This window comes from Nocardia sp. NPDC005366 (assembly GCF_040606855.1).
Classification (GTDB): domain Bacteria; phylum Actinomycetota; class Actinomycetes; order Mycobacteriales; family Mycobacteriaceae; genus Nocardia.
Genome location: NZ_JBEXFQ010000037.1, coordinates 16979 through 34408 on the forward strand (window position 1 = coordinate 16979; position 17430 = coordinate 34408).

At 66.6% G+C, this 17430-nt stretch carries 12 protein-coding genes and 1 pseudogene; 8 read left to right on the forward strand and 5 right to left on the reverse strand.

Annotated features, from left to right (window positions below):
• Positions 1-29 precede the first annotated feature (29 nt).
• The 3 genes from ABZS43_RS30855 to ABZS43_RS30865 all read left to right on the forward strand — a co-directional run bounded on the left by ABZS43_RS30855 (position 30) and on the right by ABZS43_RS30865 (position 6967).
• Positions 30-2180, forward strand: coding sequence for a 3-hydroxyacyl-CoA dehydrogenase NAD-binding domain-containing protein (locus tag ABZS43_RS30855; RefSeq protein WP_355039508.1), 2151 nt, complete (start codon positions 30-32; stop codon positions 2178-2180).
• 343 nt (positions 2181-2523) lie between these two features.
• Positions 2524-3177 (forward strand): hypothetical protein, encoded by a 654-nt coding sequence (locus ABZS43_RS30860; protein WP_355039509.1) that lies wholly within the window; start codon positions 2524-2526, stop codon positions 3175-3177.
• A 190-nt stretch (positions 3178-3367) separates the two neighbouring features.
• Positions 3368-6967, forward strand: coding sequence for a protein kinase (locus ABZS43_RS30865; protein ID WP_355039510.1), 3600 nt, complete (start codon positions 3368-3370; stop codon positions 6965-6967).
• Positions 6968-7015: 48 nt separating this feature from the next.
• Here ABZS43_RS30865 and ABZS43_RS30870 read toward each other — a convergent pair whose 3' ends face one another.
• Complete coding sequence (locus ABZS43_RS30870; protein WP_355039511.1) at positions 7016-8332, reverse strand: class I SAM-dependent methyltransferase; 1317 nt, start codon at positions 8330-8332, stop codon at positions 7016-7018.
• Entirely contained in the window at positions 8329-9780 is a 1452-nt protein-coding gene (locus ABZS43_RS30875) for an FAD-binding oxidoreductase (RefSeq protein ID WP_355039512.1), read from the reverse strand. Before ABZS43_RS30875 ends, ABZS43_RS30870 begins: the two co-directional genes overlap by 4 nt.
• A 254-nt stretch (positions 9781-10034) precedes the next feature.
• On the opposite strand from ABZS43_RS30875, the gene ABZS43_RS30880 reads away from it, so the two are divergent.
• Positions 10035-10469, forward strand: a complete 435-nt coding sequence (locus ABZS43_RS30880) for an SRPBCC family protein (RefSeq protein WP_355039513.1) — start codon at positions 10035-10037, stop codon at positions 10467-10469.
• Positions 10470-10493: 24 nt separating this feature from the next.
• On the opposite strand, the gene ABZS43_RS30885 is transcribed toward ABZS43_RS30880, so the two are convergent.
• Entirely contained in the window at positions 10494-11309 is an 816-nt protein-coding gene (locus ABZS43_RS30885; RefSeq protein ID WP_355039514.1) for a MerR family transcriptional regulator, read from the reverse strand.
• Positions 11310-11458: 149 nt separating this feature from the next.
• Between ABZS43_RS30885 and ABZS43_RS30890 the strand changes: the two genes are divergently transcribed.
• Both ABZS43_RS30890 and recR read left to right on the forward strand, forming a co-directional pair.
• Positions 11459-11800 (forward strand): YbaB/EbfC family nucleoid-associated protein, encoded by a 342-nt coding sequence (locus ABZS43_RS30890; RefSeq protein ID WP_355039515.1) that lies wholly within the window; start codon positions 11459-11461, stop codon positions 11798-11800.
• An 11-nt stretch (positions 11801-11811) separates the two neighbouring features.
• A complete protein-coding gene (gene recR, locus ABZS43_RS30895; RefSeq protein WP_355039516.1) occupies positions 11812-12420 on the forward strand; it encodes a recombination mediator RecR in 609 nt (202 codons plus the stop codon).
• A gap of 89 nt (positions 12421-12509) precedes the next feature.
• Here the strand turns inward: recR and ABZS43_RS30900 are convergent, their stop codons facing one another.
• Complete coding sequence (locus ABZS43_RS30900; RefSeq protein ID WP_355039517.1) at positions 12510-13148, reverse strand: hypothetical protein; 639 nt, start codon at positions 13146-13148, stop codon at positions 12510-12512.
• Positions 13149-13351: 203 nt separating this feature from the next.
• On the reverse strand, positions 13352-13474 hold the full coding sequence (locus tag ABZS43_RS30905) for a hypothetical protein (RefSeq protein WP_355039518.1): 123 nt from the start codon (positions 13472-13474) through the stop codon (positions 13352-13354).
• A gap of 246 nt (positions 13475-13720) precedes the next feature.
• Here ABZS43_RS30905 and ABZS43_RS30910 point away from each other — a divergent pair.
• A pseudogene (locus ABZS43_RS30910) lies at positions 13721-14983 on the forward strand (transglutaminase family protein); the annotation flags it as partial.
• A 240-nt stretch (positions 14984-15223) separates the two neighbouring features.
• Positions 15224-17362, forward strand: coding sequence for a transglutaminase family protein (locus ABZS43_RS30915; RefSeq protein WP_355039550.1), 2139 nt, complete (start codon positions 15224-15226; stop codon positions 17360-17362).
• Positions 17363-17430: the final 68 nt, after the last annotated feature.

A 17430-nucleotide genomic window follows, 5' to 3' on the forward strand; every position in this document is an offset into this window, starting at 1 on the left:
GACAGCATTTCACAAGGAGAAACAGAGCTGTGAGCGAAACCAACATGATCGGTTGGGAGCAGGATTCGGACGGCATCGTCGTTTTGACGATGAACGACCCGAACCAGGGCGCCAACACGATGAACGAGCTGTACAAGGCGTCGATGACGGCGACCGTCGACCGGCTCGAGGCCGAGAAGGACAGCATCACCGGTGTGGTGCTGACCTCGTCGAAGAAGACCTTCTTCGCGGGCGGCGACCTGAAGAACATGATGCATGTCGGCCCCGGCGACGGCCAGGCCCTCATGGACGAGCTGTCCACCATCAAGGGTGCGCTGCGTCGCCTGGAGACCCTGGGCAAGCCGGTCGTGTCCGCGATCAACGGCGCCGCGCTCGGCGGCGGCCTCGAGATCACCCTGGCCACCCACTACCGCATCGCGGCCGACGTGCCGGGTGCGCAGCTGGGTCTGCCCGAGGTCAGCCTCGGCCTGCTGCCCGCAGGCGGCGGCATCATCCGCACCGTGCGCCTGCTCGGTCTGCAGACCGCGCTCATGCAGGTGCTCCTGCAGGGCAACAAGTACCGTCCGGCCAAGGCCAAGGAAATCGGCCTGATCAACGAGGTCGTCGGTTCCATCGAGGAACTGGTGCCCGCCGCGAAGGCGTGGATCAAGGCCAACCCCGATGCCGGTGTCCAGCCCTGGGACAAGAAGGGCTTCAAGATTCCGGGCGGCGCTCCGTCCAGCCCGGCCATCGCGGCGAACCTGCCCGCCTTCCCGGCCAACCTGCGCAAGCAGCTCAAGGGCACCAACATGCCCGCGCCGCGGGCGATTCTGGCCGCCGCGGTCGAGGGTGCGCAGGTCGATATCGACAACGCGTCGCTGATCGAGTCGCGCTACTTCGTGCACCTGCTGACCGGCCCGGTCGCGAAGAACATGATCCAGGCGTTCTTCTTCGACCTGCAGTCGATCAACAACGGCGGTTCGCGTCCCAAGGACGTGCCCAAGCGTGAGATCAAGAAGGTCGGCGTGCTCGGCGCGGGCATGATGGGCGCCGGTATCGCCTATGTCTCCGCCAAGGCGGGCTACGAGGTCGTGCTCAAGGACGTCACCATCGAGGCGGCCGAGCGCGGTAAGAACTACTCCGAGAAGATCGAGGCCAAGGCCCTCTCGCGTGGCAAGACCACCCAAGAGAAGTCCAAGGCGCTGCTGGACCGGATCAAGCCGTCCGCCGACGCGGCCGACTTCAAGGGCGTCGACTTCGTCATCGAGGCCGTCTTCGAGAACACCGAACTCAAGCACAAGGTGTTCCAGGAGATCGAGGACATCGTCGATCCCGACGCGCTGCTGGGCTCGAACACCTCGACCCTGCCGATCACCGGTCTGGCGACCGGCGTGAAGCGCGAGAGCGATTTCATCGGCATCCACTTCTTCTCGCCGGTCGACAAGATGCCGCTGGTCGAGATCATCAAGGGTGAGAAGACCTCCGACGAGGCGCTGGCCCGGGTGTTCGACTACACCCTCGCGATCAAGAAGACCCCGATCGTCGTCAACGACAGCCGCGGCTTCTTCACCTCGCGCGTCATCGGCACCTTCGTCAACGAGGCGATCGCCATGCTGGGTGAGGGCATCGAGCCCGCCACCATCGAGCAGGCCGGTCTGCAGGCGGGCTACCCGGCCGCGCCGCTGCAGCTGTCGGACGAGCTGAACCTGACGCTCATGCAGAAGATCGCCAAGGAGACCGAAGAGGCGTTCAAGCAGGGCGACACCACCATGGGCCACAAGCGTCATCCGGCCCTGGACGTCATCGACTACCTGGTCGGCGAGGGTCGCCCCGGTCGTCTGGGCAAGGCGGGCTTCTACGACTACGACGAGGACGGCAAGCGCCTCGGTCTGTGGCAGGGCCTGCGCGATCACTTCAAGACCATGGCGGACTTCACCGTCCCGCTGCAGGATCTGATCGACCGCATGCTCTTCATCGAGGCGATCGAGACCCAGAAGTGCTTCGACGAGGGCGTGCTGACGACGACGGCCGATGCGAATATCGGCTCGATCTTCGGCATCGGCTACCCGGCCTGGACCGGTGGCGTGCACCAGTTCATCGTCGGTTACCCGGGCGGCCAGGAGGCCTTCGTGGCCCGCGCCGACGAACTCGCCAAGACCTACGGCGAGCGCTTCGAGGTTCCGGCCTCGCTGCGCAAGTAATCCCGCGCGAGTAGTAGCAACGACGAAGCCCGCCACCGCCTTTCGCGGTGGCGGGCTTTCGCCGTGCCCGGGCGGGAGTGGCCGGATATCTGCTCGCCGATAGCGAGGTGGTGGCGTGCGACCGCGTCTGCCGACGGGGAACACATCCTGATTCCGGTGAGCGACAACAATTTCGGCGCGAACCAGATCACTCGGTTCGCCGCGCCCGCACTGCGCTGACCAGCGGCGAACGCGAGCGACCCGGCCCGGAATCCGATGCGGCGGCCACCGTCGGCATCGGATTCCGCCCGGTCCGGCGACGGTTGCGGGGCGCGGGTCGTCGCCACGATGCGATGATTCCCTGGTGACCCAGTGGCTTCCGCTTCTCAGCTCGCTCATCATTGCCGGCGTGGCGCTGGTGGGCGTCCTCGTCAACAATCGGACCAACCGTGACGCGATCACCGCGGCGGACGAACGGAACCGGGTCACCCTCGAAACCGCGCAGCGCAGTACCGAGCTCACCAATACCGCCGCTGAACGCCGCGAACGCGACAAGTGGCGGCGTGATTCGATTCTGGCGGCCGTCTCCTCCGTGCTCGCCGTCTCCGAGGAGGTGCGCGAGCAGTTGGAGTCGTGCGCGCACTGGAACGCCCAGGACGCCGAGGAGATCGACGCCATGGGCGAGGAGGTCGACCGGATCATCGAGGGTTGTCACGGCACTGTCAGCCGGCTGCGCGTGCTGTCGAATCGCAAGATCCCCAACCGCTGCGAGGATCTGCTGCGCACGCTGACCGCGGCGCAGGCCATCACCCTGCAACGGTTGAAGACCGAGCTGGACGACGATCCGAGCAGTAAGGAAGTTCTCGACGTCCTGACGCTGTGGCACAAGGCGATGGCCAAAACCATCGAGCAGGAGACCTCGGTCATCTACGCGACGCGCGCCGAACTCGGCATCGAGGTGCTCAAGGACAAGGACGTGCCCGAGCCCGCCACCGAACCGGTGCCAGTAGAGGTCTGACCGCGCCGCCGAACCCGGCGAGCCAGGGGCGGGCGACACTGAATCGAATCTCCCCCACCCGGCTCGAGAGCGCGCTACGTTGGAGTATGCGCAGACATATCGGACATCGCGGGGTTGCCCCGCGTTGCCTGCCGTCGGCGTGTACACGATCGCCGGTGACGCCGATTCGATGTGAGTTCGAGGTGGTCACATGAATCCACAGATTCGCTCGGGCCAGGGGAGTCACGGGGAAACGTCGGCCGATTCGACGTCTTCACGGGGGGAAGACCGGCAGCAGGGTGAGAATACCGCGCGTAACGAGCCGATAGGGATCGCGTCCGAATTGGAGGCGATGGGGCTGTCGGGCGCCGTCGAGATCGGGCGCGGCGGATTCGGTGTGGTGTACCGCTGCCTGCAACTGGCCCTGGAGCGGGTGGTCGCCGTCAAGGTGCTGTCCTCGGAAATCGACAAGGAGAGCCGCGAGCGCTTCCTGCGCGAGGAGCAGGCCATGGGCAGGCTTTCCGGCCATCCGAATATCGTCGACATCCTGCAGGTCGATGTGACGGCCACCGGACTGCCCTTCATCGTGATGCCGTACTGCACGCGCGGGTCACTGGAGCGGCTGATCCGCGACCAGGGTCCGCTGACCTGGCAGGACGCGTTACGGGCCGGGGTCAAACTGGCCGGTGCGATCGAGAGCGCCCACCGCGCCGGAATTCTGCATCGCGATGTGAAACCCGCCAACGTCCTGCTCAACAGTTACGGTGAACCGCAGCTCACCGATTTCGGGATCGCCCGGATTCCCGGTGGTTTCCGTACCTCCAGCAACCTGATCACGGGCTCGCCCGCCTTCACCGCGCCGGAGGTGCTGCGCGGTGACGAGCCGACGGTCCGCTCCGATATCTACGGACTCGGCGCCACCCTTTTCGCCCTGCTCACCGGTCACGCGGCCTTCGAACGACAGGCGGGGGAGAAGGTGGTCGCGCAGTTCTTGCGGATCACCACCCAGCCGGTACCGGATCTGCGTGATGAGGACATTCCGCCCGATGTCGCCGCGGCGATCGAACACGCGATGGCCACCGACCCGCGCGAACGCCCGCAGTCGGCCTTCGAATTCGGCGAGATGCTGCGCGCGGCGCAGCGCGCGCACGGCCAGGTGCCCGATGAGATGGCGCTGCCGGACAACACGCTCACCGTCGAGGACGTGAACGGCGCACGCGCCGATGGCGACACATCGCGGTCCACCGCGTCGCGGCCCGCGGTGACCGCGCGCCGCAGCTGGCCGCTGACGATGCGGCCAGCGGTGTCGCGGCACCCCACCGAATCCGGATACGGGACGAATACCATGCCGCCGACCGCGGCGACGAAATTCCGTCCGCCGACCCCCGCGAGGGAACCCGTGCCGCGCCCTCGGCTGCTGGACATCCTGCGCGCCGGTGGCCGCCGCAAGTTGGCGGCGATCCACGCGCCCGCCGGTTTCGGCAAGAGTACGGTGGCCGCGCAGTGGAGCGCCGAACTGACCGAGCGCGGGGTCGCGGTCGCGTGGATCGGGATCGACCCCGGCGATGACAACGAGATCTGGTTCCTCGCCCACCTGATCGAGGCGATCCGGCGGGTTCGTCCCGATCTGGGCACGGGGTTGGATCAGGTGCTCGAGGAGCGACCGGCCGATGCCGTCGCCTACGTCATCTCCACGCTCATCGACGAAGTCCACGCGAGCGGGAAAACCGTGGTGGTGATCGTCGACGACTGGCATCGGGTCACCGATCGGGGTGCGCATCTGGCGATGGCGGCCTTGCTGGACAACGGATGTCACCACCTGCGCTTCGTGGTGACCAGCCGGGAGCAGGCTGGACTGCCGACCAGCCGGATGCGGGTGCACGACGAACTGGTGGAAATCGATTCGTCCGCACTGCGCCTGACCGTCGCGGAGACCGCACAGATCCTGGTCGAGCGCAACGGATTCGATCTCACCGACGCCCAGGTCGAACAGATCCACGAGGTCACCGACGGCTGGCCCGCCGCGATTCAGCTGGTCAGCTTGTCGCTGCGCGGTAATCCGGATCCCGCCCAGCTGATCGAGAACCTCTCCGAAGGCAGCCACGGCATCCGCGAATATCTCGCCGAGAATGTGCTCGACACCCTCGAACCAAGGATGCTCGACTTCCTGACCGCGATCTCGGTGACCGAGCGGGTGTGCCCGTCGCTGGCCTCGGCGCTGTCCGGTGACAGCGAGGCCGAAATGCTGCTCGCGCAGGCCGAGCAGCGCGAGCTGTTCCTCCAGCGCATCGAACACGATCCGGAATGGTTCCGGATGCAGCCGCTGTTCGCCGAACATCTGCGGGCCAGGCTGGAACGCGCCGATCCCGGCGAGCTGAAGACACTGCACCGCAAGGCCTCCCGCTGGTATGCCGAACATCAGCTCCTGCGCAAATCGGTCGATCACGCGCTGGCCGCGACGGATCTGAAACTGGCGATGGATCTGATCGAGAACGGCGGTATGGACCTCATCGACGGCTCCCGCCTCGCCACACTGCTCGGCACCGTGTCGAAACTGCCGGTGCAGCAGGTGGCCTCGCGTTCCAAATTGCTGATGGCGGTGGCACGGGCAAATGTGAACCTGCAGCAGTCCGGTGCGGCGCGGACCGCGCTCGGGCGACTGTCGAATATCCTCGCCCGCGGATCGTCCACCGATACCGATGTCGTCCAGCAGCGCTGCGAGGCCACGGTGCTGGCCGCCGCCGACGATATCGCCCGCGACCACACCGAGGGTGTGCTGGAACGGGTCGCCGATTGTCTGGAACGGCCCGACGAACTGCCCGCGTGGACGGTGTCCACCGCGGCGAATCTGATCTCTTTCGTGCGGCTGTGCTCCTTCGATTTCGACGGAGCCCGCGAAATCCAGGACTGGGCGGCGGAATACCACGCGCGGTCGAAGGATCCGCTCGGCGCGGTCTTCGGCCTGTGCGGTCAGGGCGCCGCCGCCTACGAACAACTCGATATCGACACCGCGAACGGATGTTTCCAACGGGCCTGGGATACCGCGCACACGCGATCGGGTCCGCGCTCGCACGCGGTGCGGGTGGCCTCGGCCCTGCTGGGCGAATTGAGCTACCGCCGCGGTGATCTGGACGCCGCCGATCGGCTGCTGGACGAAAGCCACCAGTTGGTGACCAGAATCGGCCCGGTCGATTTCCTGATCGCGACCTTCGTGATCGGCGCGCGCGTGAAGGCGGTGCGCGGTGATCTCTACACCGCGGCGGCTCGGCTCGACGAGGGCGCCCGCATCGCGACCGATAACGACTTGCCGCGCCTGGCAGCCCATATCCGCGCGGAACGATTGCGACTCGGCCTACCCGTCAGCCCCGCGGGCCGAGCGGACGAACGCGACGGCGTCCACCTCTCGCACCGGCCGGCGGGTGCGGCGGCGCTGGCCTTGGAGGCGCTCGAGATCGCCGATATCAGGGCGCTGCTCACCGAACATCGGCCCGGCTCCGACGATCGCGCGGTGCGCAGGGCCCGCGCGCTATATGTCCGTACCCGCGAACAGGGCCGTCCCCGTGCGGAATTGGATTCCGCGCTGCTGCTGGCCGAATGTCTCGCCGCGTCCGGCTGGGTGGGTGAGGCCACCGGACTGTTGCTGCCCGCGGCGGCCAGGTGCGCCGAACTCGGCTGGACCCGGCCGCTGCTGGACGCGGGCCCCGGCGTCGTCGCCATCCTGCGGGTTCTGCGCAGCGATATGCACACCGTGCCGGAAGGGGCGGAAGAAGTGACGTTGCCCGCCCTGTTCCTCGCGGAACTGCTCGATTGAGAAAACCCCGCCCGCCCGGTGCGGGCGGACGGGGTTCGCGGCATTCGACTACCCCTGCCACCAGGGGCGAAGCGGCAGTCCCGATTCCCCGTTCGGGCCGAGTTTGACGCCGAGGACCTGGTGCAGCTGAATGACGTTGCGCTGGAAACCGAGTCGACAGCCCGCCATGTACAGTCCCCACACCTTCGCCGTGCCCTCGCCGACATCCTCGACGCAGGCATCCCAATTGGCGACCAGGTTCTTACACCATTCGTGCAGTGTCAGCGCGTAGTGATCGCGCAGATTCTCCTCGTGCATCACCTCGAGTCCGATGTTCTGGATCTCGCTGATGATCCGTCCCGACCCGATCAGCTCCCCGTCGGGGAACACGTACCGGTCGATGAAATCGCCTGCCTTGGTGCTGCGCAGATTGTCGGGACGGGTGATGCAGTGGTTCAGGAACAGGCCGCCGTCGCGCAGCTTGCCCTTGATGTAATCGAAGTAGTACGGGTAGTTGTGCACGCCGATGTGTTCGGTCAGCCCGATCGAGGAGACGGCGTCGAAGCCGCCCTCGGCGACATCGCGATAATCGGAATGCCTGACCTCGGCCAACTCGGACAGACCTTCTTCGGCGATCCGCTTCTGCGCCCATTCCGCCTGTTCCGCGGACAGCGTCGCGCCGATGACCTTGACGCCGCGCTTGGCCGCGTAGCGGACCATGCCGCCCCACCCGCAGCCGATATCGAGCAGCCGGTCGCCTTCCTTCAGCCGGAGCTTCTCGAAGACCAGGCGGTACTTGTTCTCCTGAGCCTGCTCCAGCGTCCAGTTCTCGTCCTCGTAGACCGCGCAGGTGTAGGTCATCGATGGACCGAGTACGTACTCGTAGAAGGTATTCGAGACGTCGTAGTGGTGATGGATGGCCTCGGCGTCGCGAGTCTTGGAATGCCGCAGACCCTCCAGCGCGATACGCCGCCAGCGCGGCACCGTCTCCTGCGGCGGCGGCGCGACCGGACGCAGACGCTCCCAGCCGAGCGACCGGGCGATGGTGACCAGCGCCAGCGCGGAGGGACGCCGGAATTTCAGGCTGTCCATCGCCTTCAGGATCTCGTACGGATCGCCCGGGTGGACGCCGGTAGCCGACATATCGCCGGAGATATAGGCCCGCGCCATACCGAGATCACCGGGCGCGGTTGCCAGGTAGTTGATACCGCGTGGCGTTTTGATGTCCAGCACGAATTCCGAATCTTCTGGACCGGTGGCACTACCGTCATAGGCGGTCAACCGGACCGGCGTGTCGCCGTCGATCAGCGTCTCGAAGATTTCGGCAATGCTGAGCTTGGTTCCGAGATCCGCGAGGACATCGGAACGGTCTTTGAATGTCGTCATTTGCGTTGCACCGCCTTCGAATACAAATCCAGCAAGCGCTGGTCCGGGTCGTAGCGTTTCTTCAGTTCGGTGTACGTACTACCGCCGTACAGCGCCGCGAATTCATCTTTGCCGTAATACGCGTCGGAGTACAGGGACTTATGCCCGTCGAAGTCGGTCACGGTCCGCTCGATCGCTCGATTGGCCGCGCCCTCCTGCGCGCCGGGGGTGGTCGGCACGGCCGACCAGAACCCCACGTTCACGTAGGTTCGATGGGGTTCGAGGGGGTAGAGCGGCCAGGTACGCTCGGCAACACCCGTGGGCGCGGCGCCGTCGCGGGCCTCGCGCAACCGCAACGGGCACAGCCAGATCGGCTCGATCGGGATTTCGCGCAGGAACCATTCGACGAAGTCGGCGGTGCGCTCGACGGGAACCTCGATGTCCTGCACCACGCGCTCCCTCGGCGGATTACCCTTGCGGGCCTCCAGTTTGTCGCCGACGTGATACTTGTGGTCGAGTGCGATCAGCTTCCAGTAGAAGCTGCTGCGCCGGTAGCGCTTCGGCCAGAACCGCCGGAGCGTGGGGTTCTGGGCGCCGAAGGCGCGCGAGCACCAGAACCAATCGGTATCCCAGCGCCACAGGTAGTCGTGGATGGTCAGCCGGTCCCGCTTGGGCGTGGGGCTGTCGTGCTGGATGGAGCGATAGAAGATGTCCATCCCGGTGTAATCGCTGACCGGGCCCGGTTCGTCGGTCTGCCTGCCGAGGGTCAGGTAGCTTTCGTCGGCGCTGAACACGACGCCGTCGAGATAGTCGACCCGTTCGCCCTCGTAGGACTTCTCGTCCACGATCGTGGCGAGGGTCGCCTCCAGTTCGCGCAGGTCGTGGAAGCGCACGTGCCGCAGCGCCACGAAGGGCTCGACCGTCTCCAACTCGATTTTCAGCCGGACGGTGTAGCCGAGCGTGCCGTAGGAGTTCGGGAAGCCGCGGAACAGGTCGGCGAATTCGCCGTCCGGTGTCGCGGTGATGATCTCGCCCGCCCCGGTCAGCACGTCCATTTCCAGGACCGCTTCGTGCGGGAGCCCGGAGCGGAACGAGGTGGACTCGATGCCGAGACCGGTTACCGCCCCGCCGAGCGTGATCGTCTTGAGTTGTGGAACCACCGTCGGAGCCAGACCGTAGGGCAGCGTCGCGGCGACGAGTTCCTCGTAGGTGGTCATCCCGGCGACATCGGCGGTCTTCGCCACCGGATCCACCTCGATGACCCGGGTCAATCCGGACACGTCGAGGCCGGGCGCGGTGTTCTTCGCCCTCGCCCGGAAGAGGTTGGAGGTTTTCTTCGCCAATCGCACGTCGGCGCCTGCCGGGATAGCGCGGTAACTCGCCAGCAGGCGATCCACACCAGCTCGATGCGCGGCGAACCCTGATTCGTGTGCGGCCGACGCGGAACCGGCTTTACCCAACAGACTCATTGCCACCCCTCGACGCTAGTACTCACCTCGGCCGACAGCCACCGTGAAGTGACCTTCGAAGGAGAAATGTCACGCATATGTTGCAACGGGAATATTGATCGCAGATGACCGTAGCGCAGATAGTCGTATTCGATCGGAATAGCGCCGTATCGCCGCCCGCGCGTACGCGGCGAGCCCGCGCCGAAGCCCCGGGGGCGGCAGCGCCTATGGTGAATCCCGAAGCCCGAGCAACGTACCCGGACAAGGAGTTCATCGTGGGACAGGTCAGCGCCAGCAGTTCGATCGCCGTGGCGGCGGATCCGCAGCGCGCACTCGAGGCCATCGCGGATTACGCGTCGGTGCGTCCTCGCATCCTCTCGCCGCACTACCGCGACTACAAGGTCGTCGAGGGCGGAACCGGCGCGGGCACCATCGCGGAGTGGACGTTGCAGGCCACCGAGAAGCGCTCGCGCAATGTGCGCGCGGTCGTCTCGGTCTCCGATTCGATGGTGACAGAGCGCGATTCGAATTCCAGCATGGTCAATACCTGGACCGTGACACCGGACGGGTCCGGTTCGCAGGTCACGCTGCGCACCACGTGGCAGGGCGCGGGCGGGATCTCGGGCATCTTCGAGGGCATCTTCGCCCCGCTCGGTCTGAAGAAGATCCAGGCCGAGGTGCTCGGCAATCTGAAGCGCGAACTCGGCTAGCGACAGTACGCGGCGAGCGCTGCTTCATGAGCGCTCGATCGGCCAGCAGATCTCGGTGAGATATTCGGTCGGGTCGTCGGTGTCGCCGGGCGCGACCAGGTAGATCTCGCGCACCGGTTCGTTCAACGCGGTGTCGTTTTCGGCGACGTGGCTGCCCAGCGCGCCGTAGGTGCGGTCGACATCCTCGAACGGACCCCGGTGCACGGCGATCGCGAACCTGCGCGCGGGCAGTTCCACGAATTCCAGGCCGTCGGGGGCGGCGAATGCCGTGCCGTCCGCGACCGGAACGAAGGCGAGCACCTCGCCCGAGTCGTTCTCGAAGAAATCCATGGCGTAGGTGGCTCCGCCCGGTCCGGCCGGTGCGCATCCCGCGGCGGCCAATGTCTCGTACAGCGACGCGAACGAGGTCTGGCACCAGTCGCCGACACCGTCGCGGCCGATCACATCGCGGATCGTGAGCGCGGAAAAGGCCGCGACGGTGGAATATTCGACCGCGAGCGGCGCCGCCGGGGTGAGCAGCGCGCGTAGCGAGGCCACCGCGTCGCGGGTGCGCCGCAACTGCTCCTCCATGCGCGCGAGGTGGGCGCGCAGCGCGACGTCGCGGGTGTCGGTATCGGGAGCCTCCAGCACCGCCTTGATCTCGGGCAGGGGCATATCGAGTCGGCGCAGTCGACGGATCAACTGGGCGCGGCCAACCTGTTCGGTCGCGTAGCGGCGGTAACCGGAGTGCGCGTCGATATCGACCGGTGCGAGGAGGCCGACGTCGTGGTAGTGCCGCAGCGTCTTCACGCTGAGATGGGTCAGCCTGGAGAATTCGCCGATCGATACCGTCGCTGTCATATCTTCAGCGAACACCCTCCTGCCACGGGAGAGTCGAGATTTCGCGCGACGACCTCGGTGACGGTCGTCGCTCGTTCGGGTACGGGCGGAATCCTCCCGTACCCGTCCACTACGCTGGGTGGCGACACTTTCCGCAGAGAGGACATGCCGTGCAGCCCGGTGGTCAGTTCGACATGCAGCAGTTACTCGCCCAGGCGCAGCAGATGCAGCAGGCGGTGATGGAAGCGCAGGCCGAGATCGCGGCCTCCGAGGTCGAAGGCCAGGCGGGCGGTGGGCTGGTCAAGGTCACCATCAAGGCGACCGGTGAGGTCGTCGCGTTGACCATCGACCCGAAGGTGGTCGACCCGGAGGATGTCGAAGGTCTGCAGGATCTGGTGATCGGCGCGGTCAACGACGCCATGACCAACGCGCAGCAGTTGGCGGCCGAGCGTCTCGGTCCGCTCTCCGGCGGGCTCGGCGGCGGTTCGCTGCCCGGCCTGCCGGATTTCTAGGGGTATCGCAGTTGTACGAGGGTCCGGTCCAGGATCTGATCGATGAACTGGGCAAACTCCCCGGCGTCGGGCCGAAGAGCGCGCAGCGCATCGCCTTTCACCTGCTCCAGGTGGAACCGCTCGACATCGATCGGCTCCAGTCCGCGCTGCAGAAAGTGCGCGACGGCGTGCGGTTCTGCGTGATGTGCGGCACCGTCTCCGATAACGAACTGTGCCGCATCTGCGCTGATCCGCGCCGTGATCGCACCATGATCTGCGTGGTCGAGGAGCCCAAGGACGTGCAGGCGATCGAGCGCACGCGCGAATTCCGTGGCCGCTACCACGTACTCGGTGGCGCGCTGGATCCGCTCAGCGGTATCGGGCCCGACCAACTGCGTATTCGAGAGTTGCTGGCGCGTATCGGCAATCAGCAGGACGGAGTCGACGTCAGCGAGGTCATCATCGCGACCGACCCGAATACCGAGGGCGAGGCGACCGCCACCTACCTGGTGCGGATGCTGCGGGATTTCCCCGGCCTCAGCGTGACGAGGCTGGCGTCGGGTCTCCCGATGGGCGGGGACCTGGAATTCGCCGATGAACTGACGCTGGGCCGAGCACTGTCAGGCCGCCGCGCACTGTAATTCGCGATCGGCTCCGCCGCGGTGTGGTCGCGCGGCGGCGCGAGTGACCGTGCGGGGGATGAGTGTCCGGTTCGTGAGCGCGTTCCTCGCTAGAACTCGACGCGCTCCCAGCCGATATCCGAAGGCACGTCGCCGACGGCCCACGACCAGATCAACGCCACGACTCGGCCCGGATCCTCGATGATCGTGCCGAAATGCTTATCCGGTGCGCCGTCGCGGTATTCGACGGTGTACCCCCCGTCGGGATCCCGATACGTCTGGATGTACACCTGATCCGCGCGTTCGGCGATGAGATACGGATTCGGCTCCGCCAGGGCGGGAACCCACAGATCCAGCAGTGCTTTCGTCAGATACGGGAACTCACCCGCCCCGCCGTGCGTCACGGCGACGTCGACCCGGTCCGCCGGATCGATCAGCCAGGTCAACTGCGGGTCGTACAGCGCGTACGCGCGCGGTGTCGCGATCTCGAACAGCAGATTACGCACGAATCCGATCGCGTCGTACGGGCACGACACATGCAGTACGGTCCCGGTCGCCGCCCCGCCCACCGACTCCGTCGCGAGGAAACTGTCCGACTCCGGCAGTTCGCCGTCGCGGTGATTGACGTGCTTCGCCATCTCCGCGACGATCCCGGACTCCGCCAGCCCCTGCTGCCCCGACAGATACTCGTCCACCTCGTCCGGCGTCGACGCGACTCCGGACGGCAACAGCACGTGGTCGTAATTCACCCGCCCAGCCTACGACCCGCCCCGACCCCGACCGCGCCGCCGCGTCGGCGACACGGTTCTGGTGGTCGAGGTCGTCTCGCCGACCACGCTCACCGCCGACCACCGCGGCAGGGCAGACGCCTCCGCTCCCGCCATCGAGAGCCTGGTGCCGTTCGACGTGCGGACGACCGGCAGGACCTCGATGACGGGGTGGACTGACGTTGTCAGGCGGTGCGCGACGGGCGGTTGGTGCAGGGGCAGCCGCCGGCGATATCGGTGCAGTCGATGAGGAAGGTGTGGCGGGTGTGATCGAAGTCGATGCAGTCGAGATCGGTGCATTCGGGCATGCGGCCCACATGGATGATGAGTGTGCCGTGACAGTGATCGATCGCGGTTTCACAAGATCGGCATATCGGTGCAGGCATATATTTGTGACCTCCCGATGAGATCTAATGGTTATTCGGTCATATCATCGGGCGCGGACACGGCGTGGGAAGTCGGCCGCGTGTCGGCGAATAAACATAATGTTGCTTCCCGGAAAACGCCTGCTTCTCGGACCGGCACGCACCTGCGCGGTGTGGTGAACTTGCTTCATGGGCATCAAGGTGTCGCTCGAGCACCGGACCACCTACACCTTCGACCGGCTGGTGGAGGTGCATCCCCACGTGGTGCGTCTACGTCCGGCCCCGCATTCGCGAACTCGCATAGAGGCATATTCGATGCGCGTCACGCCGGCCGAGCACTGGGTCAACTGGCAGCAGGACGCCTTCGGTAATTTCCTCGCCCGGCTGGTATTTCCGAACCCGACCAGGGAATTGTCGATCACCGTCGGCCTGATCGCCGATCTCGAGGTGGTCAATCCCTTCGATTTCTTCATCGAGGATTCCGCCGAACATTTTCCGTTCACCTACAGCCCCGAGTTGACGGCGGATCTCGAGCCGTATCTGCGTCGGGTGGACGAATCGACTCCCGGTTCGGGGGCGGGGGAGTTGGTGCGGGAGTGGGTACGCGCGCACCGGCCCGAGGGCGTCCCACGCACCATCGATTTCCTGGTCGAGGTGAACCGCGTACTGCGCGAGGACGTCGGGTACACGATCCGGATGGAACCGGGGGTGCAGACACCGGACCACACCTTGCGCAGCGCGATCGGTTCGTGCCGGGATTCGGCGTGGCTGCTCGTGTCGATCCTGCGGGAATTCGGCTTGGCCGCCCGTTTCGTCTCCGGCTATCTGGTGCAGTTGGCCCAGGATGTGCCGTCCCTTGACGGACCGTCAGGTCCGCCCGCCGACTTCACCGACCTGCACGCCTGGACCGAGGTGTACGTGCCGGGTGCGGGCTGGATCGGGATGGATCCGACGTCGGGCCTGTTCGCCGGTGAGGGGCACATCCCGTTGGCCGCGACCCCGCACCCCACCTCGTCGGCGGCGATCACCGGCGCGACCGGCCGCACCGAGTCCACCCTGGAATTCGCCAATACGGTCCGGCGCATCCACGAAGACCCACGGGTCACGCTGCCCTACACCGATTCCCAGTGGGAAAGCATCCGGGCCGCTGGCGCCGCGCTCGACGCCAGGATGGCGGCCGACCGGATCGGACTCACCATCGGAGGCGAACCCACCTTCGTCTCGGTGGACGACCAGAAGAGTCCGGAATGGACCACCGACGCCGACGGCCCGCACAAACGCGAACGCGCCGTCGACCTGGCCGACCGGCTCCGGCGCGTCTACGCCCCGACCGGCATCGTCCAGCACCGGCAAGGAAAGTGGTATCCAGGAGAACCGTTGCCGCGCTGGGAGATCGCGATCGTCTGGCGCGCCGATAACGTGCCGCTGTGGACCCGTCCGGATCTGCTCATAGATCCGTGGACGCCGGTGGATACCGTGCCACCCGAGGTGACCGCACTCGTCCGTGCGAACGGGAACCTCTCCGAACCCGAGGTCGACGGCGTTCGGGTCGACACAGCCGCGAAGACCAATGGCGCCGACAGCTCTGTCGTGACGGGCGACGCCGACGACGAGGACACCGATCTGCGCGTGGTCCGGGTGGAAGGTAATGCGAACCCGAGCGCCACCGCGACTCTGCCGGGCCGCCGCCGTGTGCCCGCCGCCGATTCCGGCACCGCGGGGGCGCTGATCGCGCATCTGGCGGAGGGGCTCGGGCTGCCGCCGACGCAGGTCCGCCCCGCCTACGAAGATCCGCTGGCCCGCCTGGCCGGCGCCATGCGCATACCGGCGGGCGATCCGCCCGACGTCGCCGATATCGACCCCGGCCAGGATTCACCGCGGACGCGGGAGGAACTGCTCCGGCGACTCGACGAGTCGGTCACCGATCCGGTCGCCTACGTACTGCCGCTGTATCGCAGGAGTGACGGCCGAGGGTGGGCCAGCGCCGACTGGCGATTGCGCCGTGGCCGTTCGCTGGACACTCCCGGAGGTCGAATCGTGTTGGCCGACGGCGATTCTCCCGCCGGGCTGCGGTTACCCCTCGACGCCATCTCCTGGCGGCCGCCGCGACCGCGTCCCGATAGCGATCCGCTGTTCATGGGGCCGCTGCGCCCGGTGCGCGACGAGGCGCCCGCGGTGGTGGAGTCCGGTGATTGGGAGCCGACGACCGCCGTCGTCGCCGAGGTGCGCAACGGCCGAGTACACGTATTCCTGCCTCCGCTGGAGCAATGGGAGGATTTCGTCGAGCTGATCGGGCGGGTCGAGGCCGCGGCGACCGCGCTGAATCCCTCGGGTTCGGCTGCGGGCCTGCCGGGCCTGCCGGGCCTGCCGGGCCTGCCGGGGCAGCCGGTGGTGCTAGAGGGGTACGGCCCGCCGGTCGACGCGCGGTTGCAGACCCTGTCGGTGACCCCGGACCCGGGTGTCATCGAGGTGAACGTGCAGCCCACCGCGTCGTTCGCCGAACAGGCCGAACTGCTGTCGACCCTCTACGACCAGGCCAGGCTGGCCCGGCTGAGCACCGAATCCTTCGATGTCGACGGCAGTGCGGGCGGCACCGGCGGCGGTAATCACATCACCCTCGGCGGCGTGACGCCCGCGCGCTCGCCGATGTTGCGCAGGCCGGATCTGCTCGTCTCGATGCTCACCTACTGGCAGCGCCATCCCGCGCTGTCCTATCTGTTCTCCGGCCGTTTCGTCGGGCCGACCTCGCAGGCGCCGCGGGCGGACGAGGGCCGTGAGGGCGCGCTCTACGAATTGGAGATCGCCTTCTCCGAGATCGCCAGGCTCACCGCGGATTCGGCGGGCGGGGAACAACCCGTCGCGCCGTGGCATATCGATCGCGCGCTGCGGCATCTGCTCACCGATCTCACCGGCAATACCCACCGTGCCGAATTCTGCATCGATAAGCTCTACAGCCCGGATTCGGCCAGGGGCAGGCTCGGTCTGGTGGAATTGCGCGGTTTCGAGATGCCGCCGCATTTCCAGATGGCGATGGTGCAGTCGCTGCTGGTCCGCGGTCTTGTCGCACGTTTCTGGAGGGAACCGCTGCGCGCGAGACTCATCAGGCACGGGGCCAATCTGCACGGTCGCTACCTGCTTCCGCATTTCCTGACGACCGATATCGCCGAGGTCGCCGCCGACCTGCGCGCGCACGGTATCGAATTCGATTCCAGCTGGCTCGACCCATTCACCGAATTCCGGTTCCCGCGCATCGGCACGGTGGTGCTCGGTGATATCGAGATCGAATTGCGCGGGGCGATCGAACCGTGGCACACCCTCGGTGAACAGAGCGTCGCCACGGATACCGCGCGCTATGTCGATTCCTCGGTGGAGCGGATACAGCTCAGGGTGGTCGGCGCGGATCGTGGCCGATACGTGGTGACCTGCAATGGCATGCCGGTCCCGCTGCTCGCCACCGATAAAACCGATGTGCAGGTAGCCGGTGTCCGCTACCGCGCCTGGCAGCCGCCGAACTCGCTGCACCCATCGATCACCGTCGACGCGCCGCTGGTCTTCGACCTGATCGACGCCGATACCGGAATCTCCCGTGGCGGCTGCACCTATCATGTGTCGCATCCGGGCGGGCAGTACTGGGAGGAGCCGCCGGTGAACGCGGAAGTCGCGCAATCGCGTCGCAATCGCCGGTTCGAGGCGGCCGGGCATACGACGACTCCGGTGGATCCCGGCGAACTCCGTGCGAAGATTGCCGCACAGTCGACCGATGTCGGTGCGCCGGGCATCCTGGATCTACGGCGGGCCCGCACCGTGTGGGGACTGACCGGCGACCGGTAGCACGCCGGGCAGCGGAAGTGAGGTCGGCATGGCGGCCGATGCGGCGTATGCGGCCACCCGCAGGGGAG